Annotated in this window: 19 protein-coding genes and 1 pseudogene; 9 read left to right on the forward strand and 11 right to left on the reverse strand. The window is 45.5% G+C overall.

All coding sequences use genetic code 11. The features are described 5' to 3' along the window. From lptC to ACNPNW_RS10280, 9 genes and pseudogenes are all read left to right on the forward strand, one after another. A complete protein-coding gene (lptC, locus tag ACNPNW_RS10240) occupies positions 1 to 549 on the forward strand; it encodes an LPS export ABC transporter periplasmic protein LptC (protein WP_004279957.1) in 549 nt (182 codons plus the stop codon). Beyond that, positions 533 to 1,099 carry a lipopolysaccharide transport periplasmic protein LptA gene (gene lptA, locus ACNPNW_RS10245; protein WP_420937239.1) on the forward strand — a complete coding sequence of 189 codons (567 nt, stop codon included), beginning with the start codon at positions 533 to 535 and terminating at the stop codon, positions 1,097 to 1,099. Before lptC ends, lptA begins: the two co-directional genes overlap by 17 nt. After that, positions 1,099 to 1,842, forward strand: coding sequence for an LPS export ABC transporter ATP-binding protein (gene lptB / locus ACNPNW_RS10250; protein ID WP_005104345.1), 744 nt, complete (start codon positions 1,099 to 1,101; stop codon positions 1,840 to 1,842). Before lptA ends, lptB begins: the two co-directional genes overlap by 1 nt. A gap of 220 nt (positions 1,843 to 2,062) precedes the next feature. After that, a pseudogene (locus ACNPNW_RS10255) lies at positions 2,063 to 3,529 on the forward strand (TolC family outer membrane protein). Beyond that, positions 3,526 to 5,667: a type I secretion system permease/ATPase gene (locus tag ACNPNW_RS10260; RefSeq protein WP_420937240.1), complete on the forward strand. Its 2,142-nt coding sequence runs from the start codon at positions 3,526 to 3,528 to the stop codon at positions 5,665 to 5,667. The pseudogene ACNPNW_RS10255 and the gene ACNPNW_RS10260 overlap by 4 nt, the downstream one beginning before the upstream one ends. Then, positions 5,664 to 6,851, forward strand: coding sequence for a beta-barrel domain-containing protein (locus tag ACNPNW_RS10265; RefSeq protein WP_420937241.1), 1,188 nt, complete (start codon positions 5,664 to 5,666; stop codon positions 6,849 to 6,851). The genes ACNPNW_RS10260 and ACNPNW_RS10265 overlap by 4 nt, the downstream gene beginning before the upstream one ends. 119 nt (positions 6,852 to 6,970) lie before the next feature. Continuing rightward, on the forward strand, positions 6,971 to 7,570 hold the full coding sequence (locus ACNPNW_RS10270; protein WP_195724837.1) for an IMPACT family protein: 600 nt from the start codon (positions 6,971 to 6,973) through the stop codon (positions 7,568 to 7,570). Then, positions 7,563 to 8,180, forward strand: coding sequence for a DapH/DapD/GlmU-related protein (locus tag ACNPNW_RS10275; protein WP_420937242.1), 618 nt, complete (start codon positions 7,563 to 7,565; stop codon positions 8,178 to 8,180). The genes ACNPNW_RS10270 and ACNPNW_RS10275 overlap by 8 nt, the downstream gene beginning before the upstream one ends. A 193-nt stretch (positions 8,181 to 8,373) precedes the next feature. After that, complete coding sequence (locus ACNPNW_RS10280; protein ID WP_420937243.1) at positions 8,374 to 9,216, forward strand: universal stress protein; 843 nt, start codon at positions 8,374 to 8,376, stop codon at positions 9,214 to 9,216. Positions 9,217 to 9,384: 168 nt separating this feature from the next. Here ACNPNW_RS10280 and ACNPNW_RS10285 read toward each other — a convergent pair whose 3' ends face one another. From ACNPNW_RS10285 to ACNPNW_RS10335, 11 genes are all read right to left on the reverse strand, one after another. Further along, a complete protein-coding gene (locus tag ACNPNW_RS10285) occupies positions 9,385 to 10,050 on the reverse strand; it encodes an O-methyltransferase (RefSeq protein ID WP_420937244.1) in 666 nt (221 codons plus the stop codon). Positions 10,051 to 10,182: 132 nt separating this feature from the next. Then, positions 10,183 to 10,902 carry a D-Ala-D-Ala carboxypeptidase family metallohydrolase gene (locus ACNPNW_RS10290; RefSeq protein ID WP_004279938.1) on the reverse strand — a complete coding sequence of 240 codons (720 nt, stop codon included), beginning with the start codon at positions 10,900 to 10,902 and terminating at the stop codon, positions 10,183 to 10,185. Between the two features lie 137 nt (positions 10,903 to 11,039). Further along, positions 11,040 to 11,363 (reverse strand): ferredoxin FdxA, encoded by a 324-nt coding sequence (gene fdxA / locus ACNPNW_RS10295; RefSeq protein ID WP_004279936.1) that lies wholly within the window; start codon positions 11,361 to 11,363, stop codon positions 11,040 to 11,042. 204 nt (positions 11,364 to 11,567) lie between these two features. Further along, positions 11,568 to 14,201 carry a DNA mismatch repair protein MutS gene (gene mutS, locus ACNPNW_RS10300; RefSeq protein WP_420937246.1) on the reverse strand — a complete coding sequence of 878 codons (2,634 nt, stop codon included), beginning with the start codon at positions 14,199 to 14,201 and terminating at the stop codon, positions 11,568 to 11,570. 338 nt (positions 14,202 to 14,539) lie between these two features. Next, entirely contained in the window at positions 14,540 to 16,546 is a 2,007-nt protein-coding gene (locus ACNPNW_RS10305; RefSeq protein ID WP_420937247.1) for an esterase/lipase family protein, read from the reverse strand. A gap of 119 nt (positions 16,547 to 16,665) precedes the next feature. Continuing rightward, complete coding sequence (locus ACNPNW_RS10310) at positions 16,666 to 17,616, reverse strand: ABUW_2363 family tetratricopeptide repeat lipoprotein (RefSeq protein WP_420937248.1); 951 nt, start codon at positions 17,614 to 17,616, stop codon at positions 16,666 to 16,668. Positions 17,617 to 17,734: 118 nt separating this feature from the next. Next, positions 17,735 to 18,568 carry a serine O-acetyltransferase gene (cysE, locus tag ACNPNW_RS10315; protein ID WP_253147061.1) on the reverse strand — a complete coding sequence of 278 codons (834 nt, stop codon included), beginning with the start codon at positions 18,566 to 18,568 and terminating at the stop codon, positions 17,735 to 17,737. Beyond that, the gene (locus ACNPNW_RS10320; RefSeq protein ID WP_004279927.1) at positions 18,544 to 19,392 is read right to left on the reverse strand and encodes an RNA methyltransferase; all 849 of its coding nucleotides are present in this window, start codon (positions 19,390 to 19,392) and stop codon (positions 18,544 to 18,546) included. The genes cysE and ACNPNW_RS10320 overlap by 25 nt, the downstream gene beginning before the upstream one ends. A gap of 37 nt (positions 19,393 to 19,429) precedes the next feature. Further along, the gene (gene dnaE, locus ACNPNW_RS10325) at positions 19,430 to 23,002 is read right to left on the reverse strand and encodes a DNA polymerase III subunit alpha (protein WP_420937249.1); all 3,573 of its coding nucleotides are present in this window, start codon (positions 23,000 to 23,002) and stop codon (positions 19,430 to 19,432) included. 357 nt (positions 23,003 to 23,359) lie between these two features. Continuing rightward, positions 23,360 to 24,055 (reverse strand): methionine ABC transporter permease, encoded by a 696-nt coding sequence (locus ACNPNW_RS10330; RefSeq protein WP_312327358.1) that lies wholly within the window; start codon positions 24,053 to 24,055, stop codon positions 23,360 to 23,362. Continuing rightward, the gene (locus ACNPNW_RS10335) at positions 24,052 to 25,077 is read right to left on the reverse strand and encodes a methionine ABC transporter ATP-binding protein (protein ID WP_005100878.1); all 1,026 of its coding nucleotides are present in this window, start codon (positions 25,075 to 25,077) and stop codon (positions 24,052 to 24,054) included. Before ACNPNW_RS10335 ends, ACNPNW_RS10330 begins: the two co-directional genes overlap by 4 nt. Positions 25,078 to 25,080: the final 3 nt, after the last annotated feature.

Here is a 25,080-nt window from a genome sequence, read left to right on the forward strand (position 1 = left end):
ATGGATACTAAAGTTTTATATATTACGGCCGTGATTATTGCCGCAATAAGTGGTGGTTATTACTATTACAGCGGCAAGGGTAACAAGCTGCAGGCAGACTCTGCGCGCAGCATGACCTATTCCGCTCAAAATATTAACTTAACCCAGACGGATGAATCAGGCCAGGTATCGGTTCGTGCCCAAGTGGACCGACTTGAGCAGAACCTGCAGCTAGAAACCTCAAAGCTGGAAAATCTGCGAGCATCGACCTATGACAACGGTAAAGTCGATGCGACTTTCTTTGCCAAAATGGCGCATGGTTATGATGACAATACAAAAGTTGTACTCTCTCAAGAAGTGCTCGCCACCAAAATCATGCAAAATGGGAAAATGCAGTTCCGTACTGAAGAACTGACCGCTTTTCCGAAAACACGTGAAATTGAAACAGACAAGACAGTGATTGTGGAATCTCCACAGGCTGAATTTGTCAGCCAGGGTCTTAAAGCCAATCTTAATGATGGTCAATACGAATTCTTTAATATTCGAGGAAAGTATGAACCAAACTCCTAAAGCCAAAATGATGCACACTTTCCTGAAGCGTATGACGCTGGCGACTGTGGTTGGACTCGGTTCAATCACTGCTTTTGCGCTGCCATCTGACCGTAACCAGCCAATCACCTTGCTGGCTGACCGGGCGACTTTCAATGAGCGGACGGGTGTGACGACGTATTCTGGCAATGTCATCATTGAACAGGGTACCATGAAGCTGCAAGCCAATTCGATTGTGGCCAATCTGAACAATAAGCGCCAGATCAGCCTGATTACGGCGACAGGCAGCCCGGCACAGTTCCAGCAAAAAGTGGATCCGGCCAAAGGTCTTGCCAAAGGTCAGGCGCAGAAAATTGTCTACAATGCTGAAACCGGGATTATTACCTTGTCAGGTAATGCCTTCCTGCAACAGGACGGTGCCAGTATTCGTGGTGCGACTTTAAAATACAGCATGAACAAAGGCGATATCGAAGCCACCGGAACGCCAAACAAAACTGGTTCATCGTCTGGCCGCGTACAAATCGTGATTCCACCATCTAGTTCAACATCCTTCCCGGGAGCGCGTGATTAATGGAGCAATCGCAGCAGGTTCAAACCTTAACCATTAAGCATCTGGCGAAAAACTATAATAAACGCTGGGTAGTGAAAGATGTGTCGTTCAGTATGGAAAGTGGCCAGATTGTTGGGTTGCTCGGACCAAATGGTGCCGGAAAAACCACCAGTTTCTATATGGTGGTCGGTCTGGTGCGGATGGATAAGGGGGAAATCTATCTTGATGATCTAGATCTTTCCGACCTTGCAATGCATGAACGGGCACGTAAGGGAATTGGTTATTTGCCGCAGGAAGCTTCGATTTTCCGAAAACTGACAATTTCCGAAAATATTATGGCGATTCTGGAAACCCGTAAAGATATGACCAAGGCACAACGTCAGCAACGTCTGGCGGAGCTACTGGCAGACTTTAAAATCACCCATATCAAAGATTCCTTGGGTATGAGTGTATCCGGTGGGGAGCGACGTCGTGCCGAGATTGCGCGTGCACTCGCGGCTGATCCAAAATTTATGCTACTCGATGAACCTTTTGCCGGTGTCGATCCAATTTCGGTCGGAGATATTAAGGATATTATTACGACCTTGAAAGATCGCGGAATTGGGGTACTGATTACCGATCATAACGTGCGTGAAACGCTGGCGATTTGTGAGCATGCCTATATTGTCAGTGAAGGCGCATTGCTTGCTGAAGGCACACCAGAAGAAATTCTGGCAAATGAGACTGTGAGAAAAGTTTATCTGGGTGATGATTTCACTGTTTAAATAATCCTGCTTTATATAAAAACCCTGCATCAGACGCCAGTTGTCGGATGCAGGGTTTTTTTTGCTCAAATCAAAGTGAAAAAGATTTCTTTTAAAAGGATTTGATATATTGTTAGGCTAGAACAAGAAACATTACATAATTATGCGATTTAGGGCAGAACACTTTAAAAAAAATCAGGGGAAAACAGATCAAAAAAGAAAGAGATTGATACTTCTTCTTTTGCCTTTATCTGTGTCTTTGGCGCATGCAGAAAACTCACCCCATTATTTTTCCAATCTCAAGAATGGCTTGGGCCAGCTGATTGCACCCAAACCGACACGGTCAGGGCATAGCATTGATATCACGTCGCTTGGTCATTATTCATTAGATACATCAAAAGTAGCTGAGCTGCCGTAAATTACCCGACCACAGTCAGGACAGTCAGCTTTAAGTCCTACGATCACAGGTGGCATTCCACAAAAAATGAATCTGGTGGAAGCCGTACACCGGGCAGTGCAACGACGTCCTGAAATCACCCAGAGTATTTCGACATTATCTGCGCAGGCCGCGAATATTGATGTGGCGAGAGCGGGTTATTATCCGCAGTTATCCGGGGGTATCGGGACAGGTGACCTCACTTCCGGTGAACGTGGACGACAAATCGTTTCTTTGAATGCCACCCAGATGCTGTATGACTTTGGCAAAATTAAAACCAATATCAGTGTGGAAGAAGCCCGCTTGGCAGAAGAACAGGCAAGGGTGCTGGTTAGTCTGGATCAGATCGCATTTGAAGTAGCAGATGCAATAGTGAATATCAAACGCTATCAGCAAATTACCCAGATTGCCCAGCAGCAGATTCAGGGCATTGGACGGATTGCAGAAATTGCCAATTTGCGTGCCCGCGCCGGGATCAGCAGTCAGGCTGACCCGATTCAGGCCCAGTCCAATCTGGAAGCAGCACAATCGAATCTGATTGTTCAGCAGACCCAGCTCAGACAATATCAACAACGCTTGCGTACCTTGCTAGGATTTGATGTATCTGCAATTGAATGGGAGATTCCTGAGCGTATTGTGGCACAGGCCGATCTTTATCAGGATCCGGAATTTACCCAGATTCCGAACATGATTCTGGCCCATGCCGGGGTCAATGTTGCCCGTTTGCAAAAAGATCAGGCGCGATTAAGTCCTTATCCGACTATTAGTATTAAAGGCAGTCTAAGTCAGGCGATGAATGGGCGGAATCCAAATAATAATGAAGATGATGGCTTTTATAATTCAGTCATGATTGAAGCCAGCAGTAATTTGTATCAGGGTGGTGCAATACGTTCACAGACCCGTGCCGCCAGTTATGCCGAAGAAGCTGCACGCGCACAGGTCAATACGGTCTATCTGGATGTGCTGGATCAGGTGCGCTTGATCCGCGAGCAGATTGAAAATAAACAAAAACAAATGGGGGGTTTATCCCAGCGCCGCGCAACCACGGTACGCACCAAAGAGCTGTATCAAGAACAATATAAATTGGGTACCCGAACCGTAGTGGATTTGCTGAATGCAGAGCAAGTCATTCATAGTACCGCGCAGGAAATTGAATCGGCACGCTATGACATTTACTCGGCGATCGTACAGTACATTCAGGTCACGGGCCGTACACGGGATATTTACGCGCTTAACAGCATTTCTATTCAGGGGTTTGAAGTTCAGCCATGAGTACTACAATAATAAATTATCAACCTTGGCTTCAGGCAGTTTTAAATATTGCCCGGCATTACCGGATCGAGCCTTCTGAGGAGCGGATACGCCTGCAACTGGACTGGAACCAGCATCATGACATCGATGACATGCTCAAGATAGTCAGTCGTCAGATGGGTTTAAATGTCCGTAAAAATAAATTTGAGCGCAGCCTGCTGAATCCATGGTGTTTACCTTTACTGGTTGAATTCGATAGTGGTGATGTGGGGGTGATTGAACGCATCGACACACAGGGCAATGTCAGCATCCAGCTCAGTGGTGATGAAGGTTTATCTCAAAGTTTCACGATTGAACAGTTAGAGGTTGGCATAAAGCATCTTTATGTGCTGCGTCCTGAATCTTCAGTTCCAGATGCGCGGGTGGATGAATATATCAAACCCTTTGAGAAAAACTGGTTCTGGTCGATTGTCCTGAAGGACTGGAAGCGCTATATCGATGTGATGTTTGCGTCTTTAATTGCCAATATTCTGGCACTGGCCACGATAGTTTTCTCGATGAATGTCTATGACCGTGTCATTCCATCGCAATCTATTCCGACGTTATGGGTGTTGGCCGGTGGCGTGCTGATCGCTGCGATTTTTGAATTTGTATTACGTGTCTCGCGGATCTATCTGTCAGACATCATTGGTAAACGCGCGGATTTAAAAATTTCTGACCGGGTTTTTGGTCATTCATTACGTATCAAAAACAGTGAACATTCCAAATCGACAGGAACTTTCATTTCACAAATTCGCGAGCTGGAAGGCGTTCGCGAACTGGTGACTTCAACCACAGTTACGGCCATTGCCGATCTGCCATTTTTCTTCCTGTTCTTAGGGATATTCTGGGTCATTGGGGGAAATCTGTTCTGGGTCATGTTACTCGTTGTTCCTTTAATGATTCTCCCGGGAATTCTGGCGCAGAAAAAACTGGCACAACTGGCCCAGTTGGGGATGCGCGAATCTGCCATCCGCAATGCTTTGCTGGTAGAAGCTGTACAAGGAATTGAAGACATCAAGCTGTTAAGAGCTGAAACGCGTTTCCAGAATCAGTGGAATCATATGAATGAAGTGTCAGCCGATGTCAGCATGCAGCAACGTAAAATTGTCGGCTTGATGACTGCCTGGACCCAAAAAATTCAGGGACTGACCTTCGCGATTGTGGTTTTAGTCGGGGCTTTTGCGGTCATGGAGGGTGATATGACTACGGGTGCATTGGTGGCCTGTTCGATTCTCTCTTCACGCATGCTGGCACCAATTTCACAAATTACGGGTGTACTGGGGCGCTTGCAACAGGCTAAAGTCGCGAAATCCGGTCTAGATGAACTCATGAAAAAACCAGTGGATCAGCCGGATTATTCGCACCTGATTCATCGCCCAGCTCTGGATGGCCATTATGAACTCAGTGGTGTGGTATTCAAATATGGCGAAGATGATCCAAAACCAAGCCTGATGATTCCAAAGCTTGAGATCAAACCGGGTGAAAAGATTGCGATTCTGGGCCGTAACGGTGCCGGGAAATCAACCTTGTTGCAGCTCTTGTCTGGTATGCAGACGCCGTTACAGGGCAAGGTCAAGCTGGATGGGATTGATCTGACCCTGATTGATCCGTCAGATGTGCGGCGTGATATGAGTTTGCTAAATCAGAACTCGCAGTTATTTTATGGTTCAATTCGTGAAAACCTGACTTTGGGTGCACCTTTGGCCACCGATCAGCAAATTCTGGAAGCCTTACAAATTATCGGTGCACTGGGATTTGTACAGGAGAAAAAAGAAGGGCTGGATCATATCATTTTAGAGGGTGGTGTCGGCTTTTCTGGTGGACAGCGCCAAGCCTTGTTATTGGCGCGGTTGTTGATTCGTCAACCAAAGATTTTGCTACTGGATGAACCGACCGCTGCCATTGATGATGTGTCAGAAAAACAGTTGATTGATCATCTTAAAGGGTATTTAACCCATCGTACGATGATCGTCGCCACTCATCGCCGTGCGGTATTGGAACTGGTGGATCGTATTCTGGTGGTCAATGATGGCAAGATTGTGATGGATGGACCACGGGATCAGATCCTGAATCAGTCGCAGGGTGGTAATAAGCGGGTTGTGGGAGCAAGTGCATGAGTGAACTACAGCAACTAAAACGTTCCAGCAAGGTCAGCTTTCAGGAACCGCCATTACCCAAATCAAGTGTCATCATCTGGATTATCGGCATTGGCCTACTGGTATTACTGACCTGGGCCTGGTTATTCAAATTGGAAGAAGTATCTACTGGTACTGGAAAAATAATTCCATCATCCAAAGAGCAGGTGATTCAGTCTCTGGATGGCGGTATTTTGACTAAACTTAATGTCAAAGAAGGTGAGATTGTCGAGCGTGGGCAAGTATTGGCCCAGCTTGATCCGACCCGCTTTGAATCCAACGTCGGTGAATCAGAATCCTTGCTGGTGTCATCACGTGCCACTTCAGCCCGTTTACGTGCGGAAGTCACCGGCGCACCGTTGGTCTTTCCTGAAGAAGTGTTGAAATACCCCAAATTGGTTAAAGAAGAAACGGCCCTGTATCAGTCGCGTCGAGCCAATTTGCAAGAATCTGTTGCAGGCCTGGAACAGGCTTTGTTACTGGTGCAGCAAGAACTGGAAATGACCGCTCCCTTGGTCGCCAAAGGGGCAGCCAGTGAAGTTGAAGTGTTGCGTCTAAAACGTGAAGCCAATGACCTGCGTAATCAGATGAATGATATCCGTAATCAATATTATGTGAATGCGCGGGAAGAATTGTCCAAAGCCAATACTGATGTAGAAACCCAGCAACAGGTGGTACGTGGCAAGTCGGATACTTTGAGCCGAACTGTTTTTAAATCACCGGTTCGCGGTGTCGTCAAAGAGATTGATGTGATGACGCTGGGCGGCGTGATTCCACAAAATGGCAAGTTGATGACCATCGTGCCACTGGATGAAAAATTACTGGTTGAAGCACGAATTTCGCCACGTGATATTGCCTTTATTCGTCCTGATCAGGAAGCGCTGGTCAAAATTAGCGCCTATGATTATTCAATTTATGGCGGGCTAAAGGGTAAAGTGACCATGATTTCACCGGATACCTTGCGCGATGAAGTCAAGCAGGATCAATTTTATTATCGGGTGTATATTCGTACCGACAGCGACAAGCTCAGCAATAATGCCGGGCAGGAGTTCAATATTACTCCAGGGATGGTGGCTACCGCAGATATTCGTACAGGTTCAAAAACCGTGATGGATTATCTGATTAAGCCGTTTAACAAAGCCAAAGAAGCCTTGCGTGAACGATAATATTTGCCAAGCAAATAAGTAAAACAATCGATTAAAATCAGGCCTCTCCGTGGAGAGGCTTTTTATTTGTCTGTGCAAAGCAGGTATACTGCAGCAGTGAGAGTTTAAAGTCTGAAGTTATGCCATTTACCATTGCCAGCCTGGTCAGTTTCGAGGAAGACATTAAAAAAAGCCGCTTTCAGGCCTTTGCCACCCCTGTTGAAAATGAGCAGGACGTGAAAGATTTTCTAGAAGCTTATCGCGATCCAAGCACCACCCATCAATGCTGGGCCTGGAAAATTGGCCATCAGGTACGCTTTAATGATGATGGTGAACCTTCAGGAACAGCGGGACGCCCGATTCTGGCGACTATTGAAGGCAATGAGCTGACCAATGTGCTGGTATTGGTCAATCGCTGGTATGGCGGGATCAAGCTGGGAACAGGGGGCTTGGTGCGTGCCTATGGCGGTTGTGCTGGGCAATGTTTGTTGTTGGCAGAAAAAATTGAACTGATTGAAAAGAAAAAGGTGCAATTTTCCTGTCAATTCAATGAATGGGCCATCTTTCAATATGAATTGAATCAGCAACAAATCGATTATCAGGAAGAATATACAGCCGAAGGGGTGCAGGTCAGTGCCTTATTTCAGTTACATCAAATTCAATCTTTTGCCTTAAAAATTCAAGATGTGACCCGCGGCCGCGAACAGCTCAAAATCATAGAAGAAGCGACAGATGACTGACGTAGATCCATTACTGAAATATCGTGAACAGCACAAACATCGCCTGAATTATATGCCTTGGCTGTACTGGTCTTTAAAGCCTAAAAATCGTAGCTGGGCAGAAGCGTGGCAAAAGGACTATCAGGCTTACTTGATGGAAATGGAAACCATTGAGATTGGTGAAAACTGTTTTATTTCACCACTGGCACATATTTTTGCGGAGCCGGGACGTAAAATCATTATTGGTGATAATACCTTTATCGCTGCAGATTGCACCTTGCATGGTCCACTCGACATTGGGAATGAAGTGGCGATTAATCATCACTGTATTCTGGATGGCGGTCGGGTGGGGATTAAACTGCATGATCAGGTACGTATCGCCGCTTATTGTCATCTTTATGCCTTTGATCACGGCATGGATCTGGAGCAGCCGATTTATCAGCAGCCGGTACGTTCACAAGGCATTGAGATCGGGCGGGATGTGTGGCTGGGTGCGCACGTCGGTATCAAGGACGGAATTAAAATCGCAGATCAGGCCGTGGTGGGAATGAACAGTATGGTGACCAAGAATGTTGAGGAACGCACGATTGTCGCCGGTAATCCGGCTCAATTCATTCGCTATCGTGAATAAGCTTTTGGAAGTCAATTGCTTGATACAACCGACTGACTCAGCAGAGAGTTCGATATATTGATCTATATTTGTTCACATAAAAGTTAACATATTTCAAGTCAAGCCTTACAGATTTCGCTGCACATTTTTGAATGCTTATGCTAAGTTAAAAATAACTAAGAAATTTTTATCATAAATAGAAGAGAGGCTAAACATGAAACGTGTCATCGCCTGCATCGACTCATCACCCTGTATAAACGCGCTGGCAGACGCGGCGGCATGGATTGCCAAACAGACTGGCCGTGAACTGGTTCTGTTACAGGTTTTGGATTATTACCCAGCCAGTTATCATCTGGGAGAAATCAGCGGGGTTATTGGCTTTGAAAGTAATGCCATGTTACTCAAAGAACTGGCCGAGCTTGAACAAAAACAAAGTGAAATTGCGCTGGATTATAGCAATAACCTGCTGCAACATATTTCCGAGCGGATTCTGGCAGAACATGGCATTCAAACCACACATATTCAGGAAAAGGGTGATTTTCTGGAACAAAGTTTCCAGATCCTGCAGCCTGATGATATCGCAGTGATTGGCTTGCTCGGTGAACGCTCCGCTGAAAAAAACAAACCGATCGGCACCAATGTGGAAAATTTTATTCGTGGGGCAAACTGTACCGTGATGACAGTCGGAGAACAGTTTAAGCCGCCGACACGATTTATTTTCGCCTATGAGTATTCACCGACCTGTATCAAGATGATGAAACGGATTGCGGAAAGTGATCTGCTGCGCTTATTGCAATGTCATCTGCTATATATTGGGGATCATGCTGAAATTCTGAATGAGCCTTTGCAATATTTAAATCAGGCTGGTTTAGATGTGGTGCCACAATACCGCTATGGCGATGTCGCAGAAAATATTTTGAGCTATCAGCAGGAACTGGGGATTCAGCTGATCGTGTTGGGTGCATTTAGTCACAGTAAAATTCACCAGTTCTTTTTAGGCAGCATTGCGACCACGATTTTCCGGAATTCCAAAGTGCCTTTACTGGTTGCGAAGTAAGGATTGCATAAAATAGCCAAGCGCGAAGTCTAATCGTAAATTGTTACAGCTTGATTTAAAAATGACCAGAGTTATCCTCATATATTGTGGATAACTCTGTGGTTAATATTTATAAGTTAATGTTATTTATAATAAATATGTCATTGGGTGATTTTTGTTCTTCTTGTTTTATTTCACAATCGCGAGTGCAAAACCATCATGTCCTTTGCTGCCAATTGTTTGTAAAGCAGTGCATGACAAGATACGTGGATGATTTTGTAGGGCTTTAAACATGTCACGAATGCCTTCAATGCTTGGTTTATTATTGTCCGGATTAATGATTTCACCCGCACGAATCACATTGTCCAGAAAAATAAGCGTACCTGAGTGCGACAGGTTTAAACTGAGTTCCAGATATTCCGGATAACTCTGTTTATCTGCATCAATAAAGATGAAATCGAAAGCTTCAGTATCTTCAGGCAGGGCTTTAAGCACATCTGCTGCACGGCCGCATTTCAGCTCAACGGTCTGTTTAAGCTGCGCGCGATCAATATTTTCCTGTCCCATTGCCGCATGGGTATCGCGTCCTTCAATCGTCAGGATATAGCCATCATCCGGCAAGGCACGCGCCAGCCACATGGTGCTATATGCTGCAAATGTGCCGAGTTCCAGTACACGTTTACATTGGTTCATCTGGATCAGCATCTGCAACAACATGCCTTGGTTCGGTGCTACAGCCAGGTGATCAGGAAAACCGTGCGCTGCGGTATTCTCAAGAGTTTGATTCAGAATAGGGTCTTCAGGAATTAAATGTGAATCAATATAGTGATCAATGTCTGTCCACATTTGTTGCATAGTCTTAGCACCTCGATTGCGATGCGTGCATTTTAAACTTTTCGCGGCAGAGCGCAATTTATTGTTCTATAGGTGCTGATTTTTTAGGCGCTACAAAGTCCTGCATGAACTTTGTAGAACATTTGTCATGACTTAGTAATTACACATTGAGGAATTACGGCCTAAACTCGGTCCCCAAGTACGATAACCTTGGGTATCGATGTGGATCTGGCCAGAAGCATACATGCCGAGTCCCATATTCAGGCTTTGACCATGCTGCACCCAGAACTGGCACAATTTAAACTTGGTATTTTCAATATAACTATAATCTTGTGCTTGGGGATATTCAGGCCCAATCCGGAAATCGATGGCAGAGTTGTACAGATGGCGTGAAGAGTTGGCACCACCGGCACACTGGTTTAAAGGCAGGTCACGATAGACTGACGTGACTTCAAAATCAGTCAGTACATTGGCTGCAACCAGATATTTAAAGACTTTTAAAGTTGGGATCTGATTGGCCCATAATTCACGGCTTGGAATCATGTATTGGGAACGGCCACACTTGGCCCAATCACGTGCAGTACGCATCAATTCGAAACTCGGAATGATATTGCCAACCCCATGACGTTCCAGAAAAACCTCATATTCACGCACGCGTGACAAATTATCCAGTGCCGATACCCAGTGGGTATACACATAAGGCACAGTTTTTGGGTGGGCTTTACGATCGTATTGAACACGTTCTTGTGGAATGTAAATCCGTTTTCCAGCAGGTGTGGTGGCCTGTCCAGGTTGTTTTGTGGTCGTGGTACAGCCCACAAAAACAAGAGGAATTATACAAAGACTCAATAATCCCTTTAACAAGTTCTTCATTTATAGAAATCAGATATTTACAAAATAGCGCTATTTTAGACTAAATATAGGGAGAAATTTGGAGAATATTGCAATGAAATGTGTGCGTTGAGTATAAAAAAGATCAGCATTTGCTGATCTTTTAAAGTTTAAACTAATTACTTTTCAAGGTATTGTAATTTGTCTGCTTTGCCATTCCATTCTTCACGGTCTGCTGGCTGGTCACCAATTTGTGTGATATTTGGCCATTTTTGTGACAGGTCAGCATTCAGTTCAATAAAGACTTCCTGACCTTCTGGTAATTCGTCTTCAGAGAAAATTGCATTTGCCGGGCATTCAGGTTCGCATAACGCACAGTCGATACATTCGTCCGGGTTAATCACAAGGAAGTTAGGACCTTCATAGAAACAGTCTACAGGGCAAACTTCAACACAGTCTTGATATTTACATTTAATACAATTTTCAGTGACAACGAAGGTCATGGCGACAGCTACCTAAAAAATATGGTTCTAATTACGAATGCTGTATTTTAGGCAAAAACAGGGGGAACTAACAATTCCTTTTATTGATATTTGTTATATATAGGGCTGTTAAATTTGAAAAAAGGTCGCATACCGATGAATTACAGCATTCATCGGTATGTTCAGGACATCGACCCTATGCCAGATGAGGTCTAGGACCGAGAATTAACTTGGCTGTTTGATCAGGTCTTTGAGCGCATATAACTGCTGCAAGGCTTCACGCGGAGTTAAACTATCTACATCAATATCTTCGAGTAAGTCCAGTGCAGGCGATTCTTTCTCAATTTCGATGATACGTTCTACAGGCTCTAAAAATTCAGGCATTGCAAACAGATCATGCTGCGGGCTCAGTGGCTTGGCCTGATGCTGTTTTTCCAGAATCTTTAAGCGGTTTTGCGCTTCTTTAATCACCGCAGCCGGAATGCCTGCCAATTTCGCGACTTGCAAGCCATGACTTTGACTGGCCGGGCCATGTTGCACCTTATGCAATAAAATCAGATTACCATTCAGCTCTTTGGCCGTGACATGGTAGTTATTAATGCCACTTTCCTTATCCAGTTCAGTCAGTTCGAAATAATGGGTAGCAAATAGACATAAACATTGAATGCGTTTGGTCAGATCCAGCACACAGGCCCAAGCCAAAGACAAGCCATCATAGGTACTGGTTCCACGGCCAACTTCATCCATGAGTACCAAAGACTGGCTGGTGGCATGATGCAGGATTTGCGAGGTTTCGGTCATTTCCACCATAAAGGTTGATTTGCCGGTCGATAAATCATCGGCAGAACCAATACGGGTAAAGACACGGTCAACCGGACCTAAAGTTGCAGCTTGCGCTGGAACATAGGCACCACAATAAGCCAGCAACACGATCAATGCAGTCTGGCGCATAAAGGTGGATTTACCACCCATGTTGGGGCCGGTAATGATGGCCATGCGATGGGAAAAATCCAGTCGCGTATCGTTCGGAGTAAAGGCCGATTTACTGAGGGCTTCTACCACTGGATGTCGTCCAGCAGTGATACTTACACCGATTTCAGGGCTAAATTTTGGACGCGACCAGTTGCGTAAACGCGCCTGATGGGCAAAATTAGCAATCAGATCAATCTGGGCAATGGCGCTGCTCATCATCTGTAAACTGCCGATATCCTGACGCAGTTCATCCAGCAGCATTTCAAACAGCATTTTTTCACGGGCCAAGGCACGCGATTCGCTTGATAAGACTTTGTCTTCAAATGCTTTCAGTTCAGGTGTGATGTAGCGTTCGGCATTTTTCAGGGTTTGCCTACGAATATAGTGCTCGGGTGCCTGTTCAGCCTGTGCGCGGGTCAGTTCAATATAATAGCCACTGACGCGGTTGTAGCCAATTTTCAGTCCCGGAATGCCGCTTTGTTCACGCTCTTTAATTTCCAGATCAATCAGGAACTGGCTGGCATGATCACGAATCTGACGTAGTTCATCGAGTTCACTGTCAAAACCTTCTGCAATGACATTACCATCACGAAGCAGGACGGGTGGATTTTCCACAATGGCGGACATCAGACGTTGATGTAGATCATGGAAGTCGCCGAGTTCTTCATTGAGTTGTACTAAAAGTTTGGACTGTTGCTGACTGACAATCGGTTGCAGGGCATGGCGTAAAAATGGAATTTGCGCGCAGGCCTGTCGCAATTGCACCAGATCACGTGGACGGGCACTGCCAAGCGCAATACGGCTCAGCACGCGTTCAATATCGCTAATTTCTTTTAGTACCAAACGTACAGGTACTTCGTGGAAACCTTGCAGCAGGGCTTGAATGGCATCCAGGCGCTCATCCAGCAAGGCGGTATCGCGTAAAGGTTGCATCAGGGTGCGACTGAGCAAGCGCCCCCCCATGGCAGTCTGGCAATCATTGATCAGCTGAAATAAGGATGTCCCATGTTCAAATAAAGGCTCAATCAGTTCAAGATTACGGCGTGTCACCGGATCCAAAGCAATAAAATCTGAACTCTGTTCTAGCTGAATCGTGCGGATATGCGGTAACGCAGTTTTCTGGGTTTCTTTGGCGTAGTGAATCAGTGCCGCTGCGGCTGCTTTAGCCAAAGGTAAATGATCAATTCCGAAACCTGAAAGCGTGCTGACGGCAAACTGGTCACATAAGGTTTTTTGTGCATTATTCAGGTTGAAATCAACATTTGGACGTTTGGTGACCGAGATATCCAGTTGCTGTTTGAGTTGTTCGGTCAATGTCGGATCAGCGATATTTTCATCCAGCAGAATTTCGCTTGGCATCAAACGTGCCAGTTCAATCATGAGCTGGTTAAGATCATAATCCTGCTGCTGTACTTTAAATAAGCCAGCGCTGAGATCGAGAAGTGCAATGCCAATCTGACTCTGCTGAATACATAAAGCCACCAGATTCGAGCTTTGATGTGCACCGAGCATGGCATCATCGGTCAGGGTGCCCGGCGTAATAATCCGAACTACACCACGCTCAACCGGTCCTTTCCCAGTAACTTCGCCGATCTGCTCGCAGATCACCACGGTTTCGCCTTTTTTGACCAGACGTGCCAGATAACCTTCGGCTGCATGATAAGGCACGCCCGCCATAGGAATCGGCTGACCATTGGCTTTACCGCGATGGGTCAGGGTAATGCCTAAAATCTTGGCTGCCTTGTGTGCATCTTCAAAGAACAGTTCATAAAAATCACCCATACGATAAAACATCAATGAATGCGGATGCTGCATTTTCACTGACATGTATTGCTGCATCATAGGTGTTAAGGTAGAAAGATCAGCCATAATTTCTGAACTGGTCATTAAAAATAAATCCTTTCAACAAGAGATAAATGCAAATACTGCTCAATAGGCTATGCAGGAAAATTTAAAGCACATTTTCAATCTGGCGAACCCTACATGATTGAGCACAGGAGACCGAAAATGTGAAATGAATCTGCTGATTCAATTCAGCTTTAAAGCTGTATTGCAGCAAGTCTATCAAATTTAATTTTTAGAAAGAAATGAAATTCTAGATGAATCTTTAAGTCAACGCTCAGATCTGCCGCTATGGCTTCTTATTCAGCACTATTTGCAATTTTAAAAAAAAACAAACCACCGGATGCGAACATACGGTGGTTAAGATAAGTCAAAAGGATAATTTATTCTGGATCATAAAGACCGAGGTCTGAGAGATGTAATCTGAGAATCCGGCGCAATTCTAGTACGGCTTCAGGCGTTTCCTGAATCGAGTGGCCACCCTTAATGACTTTGCTAGATACAGCACCACTTAGGTAAGCACTTTCATATGAAACAATATCATCGCTCATGAGCTTGGTATCTTGCGTATCTACGGTATTGCCGATAATAGAATGAAATTTGATATTTTTAGAAGGCTGAATATCCTGGGTCAACGCCGTGAATTTTGAATTTTCACTCAGATCGCTTGGGCCATTTTGAATCAGGTCATGCCCCAGTTCTTTGACAAACTCGTTTAACCCGATCTGGCCTTGCAGGGTATCGGCAAAGGCACCCAAAAATGCACCCGGTATACGGATAATTTTACGGGCCAGTTTGGTATGCCAGCGGTCGGCATATTCTGTCCCACGATGTGGTGTCGCTAAGAAAATGGCCCGAGTGAAATTTGGAATAGGCCGCATTTGCAGGCGTGCTTTAAATAACGGATTATCTTTAAACTGGGCAATGCGGGTATTTTGTACCAGCTTAAATGCATCTTGGGTAATATCGGCCTGACTGACCATTAAACGGGCAATCACTCCTCCCATACTGTGTCCGACCAGTACCGCATCTTTTTTGGCTGGCGCATTGTTCGCGACCTGGGCAAAGCCTTGCTGAACCACTGCATTAATTTGAAAACGGCTTTCCAGAATCGGCATATTAGTAGAATAAAATACCTGCCAGACCTGGAAATTTTTTCTTAATACCGGATCACCCATAATGTCGTTGGTCAGACGAATCCAGGCTTCAGGACTACTGGCCAAGCCATGAATCAATACCAGCACTTTCTTGTCCGGATTATAAGGTTCCAGCATGTACAGATGCGGCATGCTCAGACTGTCTTCGCGATTAATCAGGGTTAGATAGGCTAAACGCCCCAGATTGTTCTCGGCCAGCCATAAGCCGTAAGGTGCGGAAAAGTTGGCGGCCAGCGCATATTCTTTCGAAGCCACTTTGATCTTTTCATGTTTATAAGGATCATAGAGTTTCAGGTGAAACTCAGAGCTAGAGAGAATCTGTTCGGTCGAATTCGCGGATTTGGGTACAGCGGTAATGGTGGTCGCCAGATAGCGGGCTGAATGAATATTTGGATTGATACCATTTGGATAATTGTGCTTGAGCGGATCGACAATATATTTTTTATCTTGCTCGGTTTGCTGTGCTTCAGGTAAGACCACTAAAAATTCTGAACCAAAACCATCACGGCGGGTGATAGAACGCAGGCCGGAAAAGTTCATGTTATAGGTGGACATCAGCTGTTCAATGGTCTGGTTTTTCAGCTGCGGAAAATTTTCCAGATCAATGGTGTATACACTGTCACCGACCTGAATGCGCTGGCCGGACTGTTTGGCTTCATAACGTTCAGCATAGCGTTGAATCAGATGAGCAATCGCCAGGTTATAAAAGTCACGAATCTGGACCTGGCGGTTATCAAAAATACGCTCTTGCGGCGCACGCTCGGTTTTAAATAGATAGGCATAGCTATAACGAATGCTTTTATCCAGCATAGTGAGCTGCTGATCCAGACATTTCTGGATGTTCTGCTTGTGTTGTTGCTGTTTTTCCGGTGATCGGGTTTTGTTTAAAATTCCGGTGTTACATTCAGCAGACTTGGCATTTTGTAAGGAGTTGGCTAGATATAATTCACTTGCTGTAGAAAGCAATTGTTCATCTAAAATCTGGGGAATACTTTTCAGATCTTCCACACATTCTTCGGGCTGATCAATACAGATCTGGGCTTCACGACCTGTCATGGACAACACATTCAAACTGGCTTCACTGAGCTTGTCGCGGGTCAAGATACTGTCACGCTCATTGTTCAGCGTGACATTAATGGCCTGTTCCTTAACACTGACCACCTGACAGCCGCTGAGTACGCTGGTGATGAGTAAAGTGCACAGCATTAATCTTTTATTTATTTTTTCGTGCATAAAACTTTTCACTGAATTCAAGTTATAAAGCGGGATAATGTTTTGTATTTTACTAATTTTTTTCCATAAAAATAGACCGCCGTAGCAGTCTATTTGTAATCAAATTGAAGCGAATCTTGTTATGGCGTTACAGGTGCTGTTGCTGGCTCTGCAACCGGAGCAAGTGTTGAGCTTTGCAGAATTTGCCAAACATTCCAGCGGCCGTTTTTCTCAATTTCCTGAATCAGGCGGTCCGCCACTTCAGCTTCTTGCGGATATTTCACCTTATAGTTCGCCAAGGTTTGAGTGGCATTTTTCTTCTGTTCCAGCGCAATATAGTTATTGGCTGCAGAAAGATAAGCCTCCTGAACCCCGGCTTTCATGGCTTTGTCCAGATAAGCGATGGCTTCACGTTGACCACCGCCTTCAGACAGACCAAAACCAAACCAGAAGTTGACCTCAGGATCATCTGGATTAATTTTGAGAATACGCTGGGCATAGGTCAGGGAATTGGTGGTATAAACTGAACCCAGATCCAGGTTACGTGCCATCACGCTGGCTTTAAAAGCACGCATCAACACATCAAAAGAGGCATTTGAACGGGCCGCTAAAGTATCCAGTTGTCGGGTGACTTCACGTAGTTTGGCTTCAAAGCCACGGCGTTCCTGACGATCGCTGAAACGTGGTGGATAATGACGTGCCTTACCTTCGACCATTTGCAGGAAATCGTCAATTTCGGTGATATCGATTTCATTTGAATTGGCAAGTGCTGCATAACGCATTGCACGGGTATTGCTATCTACCACTGGAATAATCAGTTTATTCACATCCAGGGTCAATTGCTTGGATGGATCATTAGGATCCGTCACCACCATCTTGGTTACAGGCTGCGCTGCAGCTTTTTTCAAATGCACTTCAAATTCAGGTGGTTCATTATAATTGAATGGATTTAAAGCATAAAATGGTGGGGACAGTTCAGGCTCTACAAAAACCACTTGATCTACAGGTTTCTCAGCAGATTTCTGAGGAGTGATCGAACACGCAGTAATTGTGAATGCTAAGCAAGCAAGTGCCAAGGGCTTAAAGGTCATAATAGTCATCCATTCTGTTATTTTTTAAAACATCTATTCAAAAATTGCATGATCGTCAGTCTATGAAAACTATAACCATCATGCAAGTAAACCCGTGTTACAGAGTGAAGTGTGATATTCAGGCCTTGGATTGGCTGGTTTGCGCTTCACATTCACGGCGCGCTTCTTCCAGAATCTCCAACTCTTTTTTGCTCAAAGGCTGGCCATCCTGTTGCTGCTTGTTAAAGGTCGGATCTAACAAAGAAAGACGATTGCACAAGTTGTTCATGCGTTTTTCATTTTGCTGAATGCGATCCAGCAAAATCCGCATGCCTTCAAGAATCGGATCAGACTGGTCTTCAGTTGCGGCATAGGGCTGGAAACCGATACTTTCTGCATAGTCACGACGACGCGCTTCAGCATCATCTTTAGGTTTGTCTTTGGTGATAAAACGTGCCGGGTTACCCACAGCTGTGGCGTTCTCAGGAACTGCTTTGGTAACGACCGCATTAGAACCGACTTTGGCATTTTTACCTACGGTGAATGGCCCAAGAATCTTGGCACCAGCACCGACTACCACGCCATCTTCTAGGGTCGGATGACGTTTGCCTTTATTCCAGGTGGTTCCACCCAAAGTCACGCCGTGATAAAGGGTGACGTCATCGCCAATTTCAGCGGTTTCACCAATTACGACACCCATACCGTGATCGATAAAGAAACGGCGGCCAATTTTTGCACCCGGATGGATTTCAATGCCCGTGGCAAAGCGGCTAAACGAAGACAACGCACGTGCAGTTCCTTTACAGTCTTTATTCCATAGCTCATGTGCCATGCGATGCATGATCAGCGCATGAATGCCAGGATAAGTGGTTAAGACTTCTAAGGTATTGCGTGCTGCAGGATCGCGCGCAAAGACAGCTTTTATATCTTCTTTGAGCTGTTTTAGCATTAGATTTGATCCTCGTCCTGTGATGATGTGTGTGAAGATTTTTTCCAGGTACCGTTGTTCAATGCCTGAACACGGCTGAAAATACCACGAAGTAAGTGATATTCCATACGATCTAATTGTATACGTCCGAAGAGACGACGCAAGCGTAAAGGCAATAATCTTGGATTTTTTGGATCCATAAACTCAATTTCTGCCAGCATTTTTTCCAAGTGTGGATAGAACTGTTCCATCTGCGCATGATTGACCAAGGGTTCATCCCATTCCATTTCAATGCCATCAATGACTTGCATGGTCGCTTTAGCATCACGTGGTTGTTCAATTTGACTCATCGTTGCCATCCGCATCTCATAGCAGATCACCTGAATCGCCTGAGCTACATTCAGTACGCCGTAGTCCGTATTCACAGGAATAGTCAGATGATAATTGGCCATCGCCAGTTCTTCATTGGTCAGACCACGGTCTTCGCGGCCAAATAGAATCGCGACTTCCTGCTGATCTTGTACCACGGCGGTCATGGCTTTTTCAGCGGCAGGGCGCACATCTAACAGCGGCCAGGGAATAGTACGGCTGCGTGCGCTGGTGCCGAATACAATCTGGCAGTCTTTAATGGCATCTTCAAGGGTTTCGACAATCTCGATCTGCTCGATCAGGTCAGTTGCACCCGCGGCCAGCGCGTCAATATCCGGATGCGGATAGGTTTTCGGTGCCACCAGAACCAGCTTGGACAAGCCCATGGTTTTCATGGCACGTAAGGCACTGCCGATATTGGCAGGTAAAGTGGTATTGACCATGACAATACGCACATGGGAGAGATGTGCTGAAACAGCAGCATTGTCAATTTGACTCATGAGGATTCCAATTTTAAGGTGTTTTAAAGATCAGGATTTATGAATATTGCGGCTGGGATTCAGCCTGATACAGTTCCAGTGCATCATCCATGCTCATGCCCACAGGCGGCGGAGGAACATCCACTGGCTTGGCCTGTTCATAGGACACGGCTTTGGCAGCTTTGGACTTGACCTGATATTCAATATGCAAGGCTTCTTTACCAAAATAATCACGCAATTTGGCTAGGAGCTCATCCAGTGGGGCGACTTTCCAGTTGAGACCCAGATGCAGTTCAGTCGTGGCATACGGATAGTCCAGATATAGAATCACCGGAATATGTGCGGACATATCGACATTGCAATAAGGAGTCAGAATTTGCTGCAGGTCACGGCTCAAGCTCTTACTGAAATGCTCGGCTGTGAGGGTGATCTTGATGCTATTGGCACGTTTCTGGCGAATTTCATTCAGGCTAAATGCCTTGGTGAGGCGTCCCATCGGACGGTCAAAGCCTTCACGCTCATAGATTTCGCCTTCAATCACCACCACTTTATCGAGCTGGATAATCTCTTTAAAGCGGTTGAAGCGTTCGTGATTGGCTGAAATCTCAATCCGTGCCGTACCATCATCTAGGGTCATCATCATCCGGTTCGGGAAGTTGGCAATATCTACCACCAGTCCTGCAAACACGGTGGTTACACCACGGCGGGTCGGCGTTAGCTCATTGATCTGACTAGGCACAAAGGCTTTCAGCTCATTGCGATACACATCAATCGGGTGGCCGGTCAGATACAGACCAAGTGTGTCTTTCTCACCTTTCAGGCGAACTTCATCCGCCCAAGGTTTGACGGGTTTAGATGGCTTGCGCTGAACTTCTTCCACTTCGCCAAACAAGTCCATGATGCCGGTTTCACGGTTGGAACGTGCCTGTTCCGCAGCTTGAACCGCTTCAGGCAGTTGCGCCATCAGGTCGGCACGATCAATGCCTAAGCAATCCAGTGCACCTGAGCGAATCAGTGCTTCCAGGGTGCGCTTATTGATTTTTTTCAGGTCAATACGATGACAGAAATCAAATAAGTCACGGAATGGACCTTCTTGCGCACGTGAGTCAATCACCGATTGCATCGCCGCTTCACCGACGCCTTTGATTGCCCCCAGACCATAGACAATAGTTTGCTCATCAGTGGCATGGAATTGATACAGCGACATATTCACTGACGGCGGCAAAACTTCCAGATTATTCTTGCGACAGTCATCAATCAGAAATACCACGTTGTCGGTGTTCTGCATCTCCGAGGTCAATACCGCAGACAGGAATTCCGCCGGATAATGCGCTTTTAGCCATGCAGTTTGGTAAGCAACTAGGGCATAGGCAGCCGCATGCGATTTGTTAAAACCATAGCCGGCGAACTTTTCCATATAGTCGAAGATATGGTTGGCCGTGGCTTCATCAATGTCTTTTTTCGATGCACCTTCAATAAAGATCTGGCGCTGTTTGACCATTTCTTCCGGTTTTTTCTTACCCATGGCACGACGTAACAAGTCCGCGCCACCAAGGGTATAGCCGGCACAGTACTGTGCAGCCTGCATTACCTGTTCCTGATACACCATAATCCCGTAGGTGGGTTCTAGCACGCCTTCAAGCAATGGATGCAGATATTCAAAATCGCCACCATGCATCCGGTGGATAAAGTCAGGAATCAGATCCATCGGGCCTGGACGGTACAGCGATACGAAGGCAATAATTTCTTCAAACTTGCTCGGGCGTGCCTCTTTCAGCATCTTCTTCATGCCCACGGATTCAAACTGGAATACCGCGGTGGTGTTGGCATTGGCAAAGACCAGATATGCGTCTTTATCTTCAAGCGGGATATAAGCAATATCTAAAGGTTTATCCGCTTTGATGCGTTTATTGATATTTTTAACCGCATCTTCAATCACCGTCAGGTTACGCAAACCCAAGAAGTCAAACTTCACCAGACCTGCAGATTCGACATCGTCTTTATCGAACTGTGCCACGCGTCCGGTACCATCGGCATCACACATGACCGCAGAGAAATCGGTAATTTTGGTTGGCGAGATCACCACACCACCGGCGTGTTTACCGGTGTTTCGGGTAATACCTTCCAGTTTCAGTGCCATTTCCCAGATTTCGGCTGCATCGTCATGGTCTGGATTGGATGGATTGGTGACGATATCTTTAAGCTGGGGTTCAGCTTCTAGTGACTCAAGCAGGCTTAGACCTAAAGGCTTGGTCGGAATCATTTTCGAGATACGATCCGCCAAGCCATAAGATTTACCCAAAACGCGCGCAACATCACGAATCGCACCTTTGGCCGCCATAGTGCCGAATGTTGCAATCTGGGAGACCGCATCACGGCCATAGGTACGTGCTACATAGTCAATCACGCGGTCACGGCCTGCGATACAGAAATCGACGTCGAAGTCGGGCATCGAAACACGTTCCGGGTTCAGGAAACGTTCGAACAGCAGTTCATAACGCAGCGGGTCAAGATCGGTAATTTTTAAGCTATAGGCGACCAGTGAACCTGCACCCGAACCACGGCCCGGACCGACCGGAACGCCGTTACTTTTCGACCACTGAATGAAGTCCATCACGATCAGGAAGTAGCCCGGGAATCCCATCGAGTTAATGATGTTAATCTCGTATTCGATACGCTCATCATAAGGCTTGCGGATTTCTGGCCAGTCTTCATCACGTTGTTCAGGCGGATACAGGAAATTCAGGCGTTCTTCCAGACCTTCTTTGGACAAGTGTGCAAAGAAGGTATCAATGGTATGACCTTCAGGAATCGGATAATCAGGCAGGAAGTATTTGCCCAGTTGCAGCGTCACATTACAGCGTTTGGCAATGTGATAGGTGTTCTCAATCGCAGATGGAATATCCGAGAACAGCGCTGTCATTTCTTCAGCAGATTTGAAATATTGTTCAGGTGAATAGGTTTTAGGGCGGCGGTTGTCACCAAGCACATAACCATCTGCAATACATACCCGTGCTTCATGCGCTTCATAATCTTCACGGGTCATGAAATGCACATCATTATGTGCGACCACACCGATATTGTATTTTTTTGCCAGCTTAACGGCTTCCAGAATAAAGTTATCTTCATCCGGACGATTGGTACGGGTCAGGGCAAGATAAACACGATTACCAAATTTTTCGACCCATTCTTCTAGCAGCGGTTCCGCTTTTTGCGGATTTGAACTCATCAGCATTTTGCCGACATCGGAATGCATGCCGAGCAGGGCAATCATGTCCTCAGGCTGATTTAAAATCCATTGTTTTTGAACGCAGGGAATATCCAGTTGCTGGCCACTGATAAAGCCTTCAGATACTAATTCAGTCAAATTACGCCAGCCGGTATTGGTCATGGCCAATAAGGTCATGCGATGTTCGGCATCATTCAGGCGAATTTCAGAACCCAGAATCGGCTTGATGCGTTTGCTCAGACATTTGCCATAGAACTTGACGGCAGCATGCAGGTTAGAAAGATCCGTGAGCGCAAGGGCAGGCATCTGTTCTTCTTCGGCAGCTTTGACCAAGTCAGGTATCCGTACGATGGATTCAGTAATCGAAAATTCTGTATGAATACCAAGATGAACAAAGTGCATAGATGAGTCCCTGCTAAAACCATTGAATAGTTTAACATGGGATTTATTGTTTCAGTTTGAAATTGAGGGGAAATGGCTAACTTTTAGGTCAAGTTTGAATTTGATTTTTTAAGCTGATTATTTAGTTAGTTGTTAGAAGATATTTTCTTTTACTTTTAACGGGGCAAAAGTAACAAAACCTCTTTGTTGATCTGATGGCACTTCCATGTGCCACAGACCAACGGGCGACTTCCTGTCGCGGTGGCACGTATCAAATAGTTGCAGGACTTTACTTTGAAATAATGAGAAAGGGTTCGTAAGTATTAAAAACAATAAAACCCTCTTTTTAAAGGGCTTTATTTATACATAAAAACTAGCTTAACGAAGTCGGGATAACCAGTCACCGAGGCTTTGTACAATCTGCACTAGAATCAGTAATACAATCACCGTCATGATGACTACAGAGGTATCAAAACGCTGATAACCATAAGAAATCGCTAAGTCACCAATACCACCCGCACCGACAGCACCGGCCATTGCCGTTGCACCAATCAAACTGATGGTAGCAGTAGTCAAGTTTAGAATCAGTGAGCTACGCGCTTCCGGCAGAATAAACTTAAAGATAATTTGGATTGGCGTCGCGCCCATCGCTTGGGCAGATTCGATAATACCTTCATTCACTTCGAGTAAAGAGGTTTCAATCAGGCGACCAATGTATGGGCCGACATAAATGGTCAATGGAACAATCGCTGCCCAGGTCCCAATCGATGTGCCGACAATTAACTTGGTCAGTGGAATCACCGCAATCAGCAAGATAATAAATGGCAATGAACGTAGCGCATTCACAATCGGATTGAGACCGTGATAAATCACACGATTCGGCAGAATCCCATTCGGACGGGTCACCAGTAGAGTAATCGCCTGAATGAAGCCCCAGATACAGCCAAACAGCATCGCGAAGAACACCATATGAAAGGTTTCTTGCAGCGCTGTCACAAACTGATCTATCGACAGGGAGCTTTTCCAGAACGGCGCAGTGATCGTTGTCAGCCACTGTACAATTAAATCTCTCATGCCTGTACTCCCGCCTGATCGACTTGTACGCCGTGTTGTTCAAGGAATTTTATTGCTGCTTGAATTTCTTGTGCATCACCCAGTAGCTGAATAAACATCTGGCCAATCACCGTGCCATTAATTTCGGTCATATTGGCAAACAGAATATTTAAACTGATATCAAACTGTTTAATCACCGCTTGAATCACGGTTTCCTGTGCCGAGCTACCAAGGAATTTCAGGCAATAAATACTGTTGTGATTCTGGTTTTCCAGATTATTCAGAATATTGACTGGTAAATGCTGCTGTAATACGGTCTGAATAAAATTCTTGGTCGTCGGGTGCTGGGGCTGACTGAATATTTGTAAGGTACTGCCGGTTTCAATCACATCACCTTTTTCCATCACGGCGACATAATCACACACGGTTTCAATTACATCCATTTCATGGGTAACCATAACAATGGTGATGCCTTGTTCTTCATTAATTTTTTTAAGTAGCTGTAGAACAGATTTGGTGGTTTGTGGATCAAGTGCAGAAGTCGCTTCATCACAGAGTAAAATTTTTGGATGATTGGCAAGGGCACGGGCAATACCAACACGCTGCTTTTGACCGCCAGACAATTCATCTGGAAAAGCATGACGTTTATGTTTCAGGTCAATAAAGTCTAATAATTCTTCGAGGCGCTTTTCCCGTTCTGCCTTGCTCCAGCCGAGGAGTTTCATGGGCATTTCGATATTGGCTGCCACGGTTTTGGTTTGCATTAAATTGAAATGCTGGAAAATCATGCCGATGCTGGCACGTTCTTGACGCAATGCTTTGGCATCCAGTGCGGTAAAATCTGTTCCGTTAATGATAATCCGGCCTGAGCTTGGGCGCTCAAGCAGGTTGATCAGACGGATGAGGGTGCTTTTACCGGCACCACTATAACCGATGATGCCAAAAATACTGCCGGTTGGAATCTGAAGATTAATCTGATTCAAGGCATGCAAGGTTTGACCCTTAAGCTCATACTGTTTTGAAATATCTTTAAATTCAATCATAGT

The sequence above is a fragment of the Acinetobacter endophylla genome (assembly GCF_053543775.1).

Coding starts and splice junctions, on each gene's coding strand:
- mutS (WP_420937246.1), bottom strand. CDS start 14,201: ATGACCAGTTCAGAAATTATGGCTGATCTTTCTACCTTAACACCTATG.
- ACNPNW_RS10290 (WP_004279938.1), bottom strand. CDS start 10,902: ATGAAGAACTTGTTAAAGGGATTATTGAGTCTTTGTATAATTCCTCTT.
- lptC (WP_004279957.1), top strand. CDS start 1: ATGGATACTAAAGTTTTATATATTACGGCCGTGATTATTGCCGCAATA.
- dnaE (WP_420937249.1), bottom strand. CDS start 23,002: ATGCACTTTGTTCATCTTGGTATTCATACAGAATTTTCGATTACTGAA.
- lptA (WP_420937239.1), top strand. CDS start 533: ATGAACCAAACTCCTAAAGCCAAAATGATGCACACTTTCCTGAAGCGT.
- ACNPNW_RS10265 (WP_420937241.1), top strand. CDS start 5,664: ATGAGTGAACTACAGCAACTAAAACGTTCCAGCAAGGTCAGCTTTCAG.
- ACNPNW_RS10285 (WP_420937244.1), bottom strand. CDS start 10,050: ATGCAACAAATGTGGACAGACATTGATCACTATATTGATTCACATTTA.
- ACNPNW_RS10335 (WP_005100878.1), bottom strand. CDS start 25,077: ATGATTGAATTTAAAGATATTTCAAAACAGTATGAGCTTAAGGGTCAA.
- lptB (WP_005104345.1), top strand. CDS start 1,099: ATGGAGCAATCGCAGCAGGTTCAAACCTTAACCATTAAGCATCTGGCG.
- ACNPNW_RS10310 (WP_420937248.1), bottom strand. CDS start 17,616: ATGACCTTTAAGCCCTTGGCACTTGCTTGCTTAGCATTCACAATTACT.
- ACNPNW_RS10270 (WP_195724837.1), top strand. CDS start 6,971: ATGCCATTTACCATTGCCAGCCTGGTCAGTTTCGAGGAAGACATTAAA.
- ACNPNW_RS10260 (WP_420937240.1), top strand. CDS start 3,526: ATGAGTACTACAATAATAAATTATCAACCTTGGCTTCAGGCAGTTTTA.
- ACNPNW_RS10330 (WP_312327358.1), bottom strand. CDS start 24,055: ATGAGAGATTTAATTGTACAGTGGCTGACAACGATCACTGCGCCGTTC.
- ACNPNW_RS10320 (WP_004279927.1), bottom strand. CDS start 19,392: ATGAGTCAAATTGACAATGCTGCTGTTTCAGCACATCTCTCCCATGTG.
- ACNPNW_RS10305 (WP_420937247.1), bottom strand. CDS start 16,546: ATGCACGAAAAAATAAATAAAAGATTAATGCTGTGCACTTTACTCATC.
- ACNPNW_RS10275 (WP_420937242.1), top strand. CDS start 7,563: ATGACTGACGTAGATCCATTACTGAAATATCGTGAACAGCACAAACAT.
- fdxA (WP_004279936.1), bottom strand. CDS start 11,363: ATGACCTTCGTTGTCACTGAAAATTGTATTAAATGTAAATATCAAGAC.
- ACNPNW_RS10280 (WP_420937243.1), top strand. CDS start 8,374: ATGAAACGTGTCATCGCCTGCATCGACTCATCACCCTGTATAAACGCG.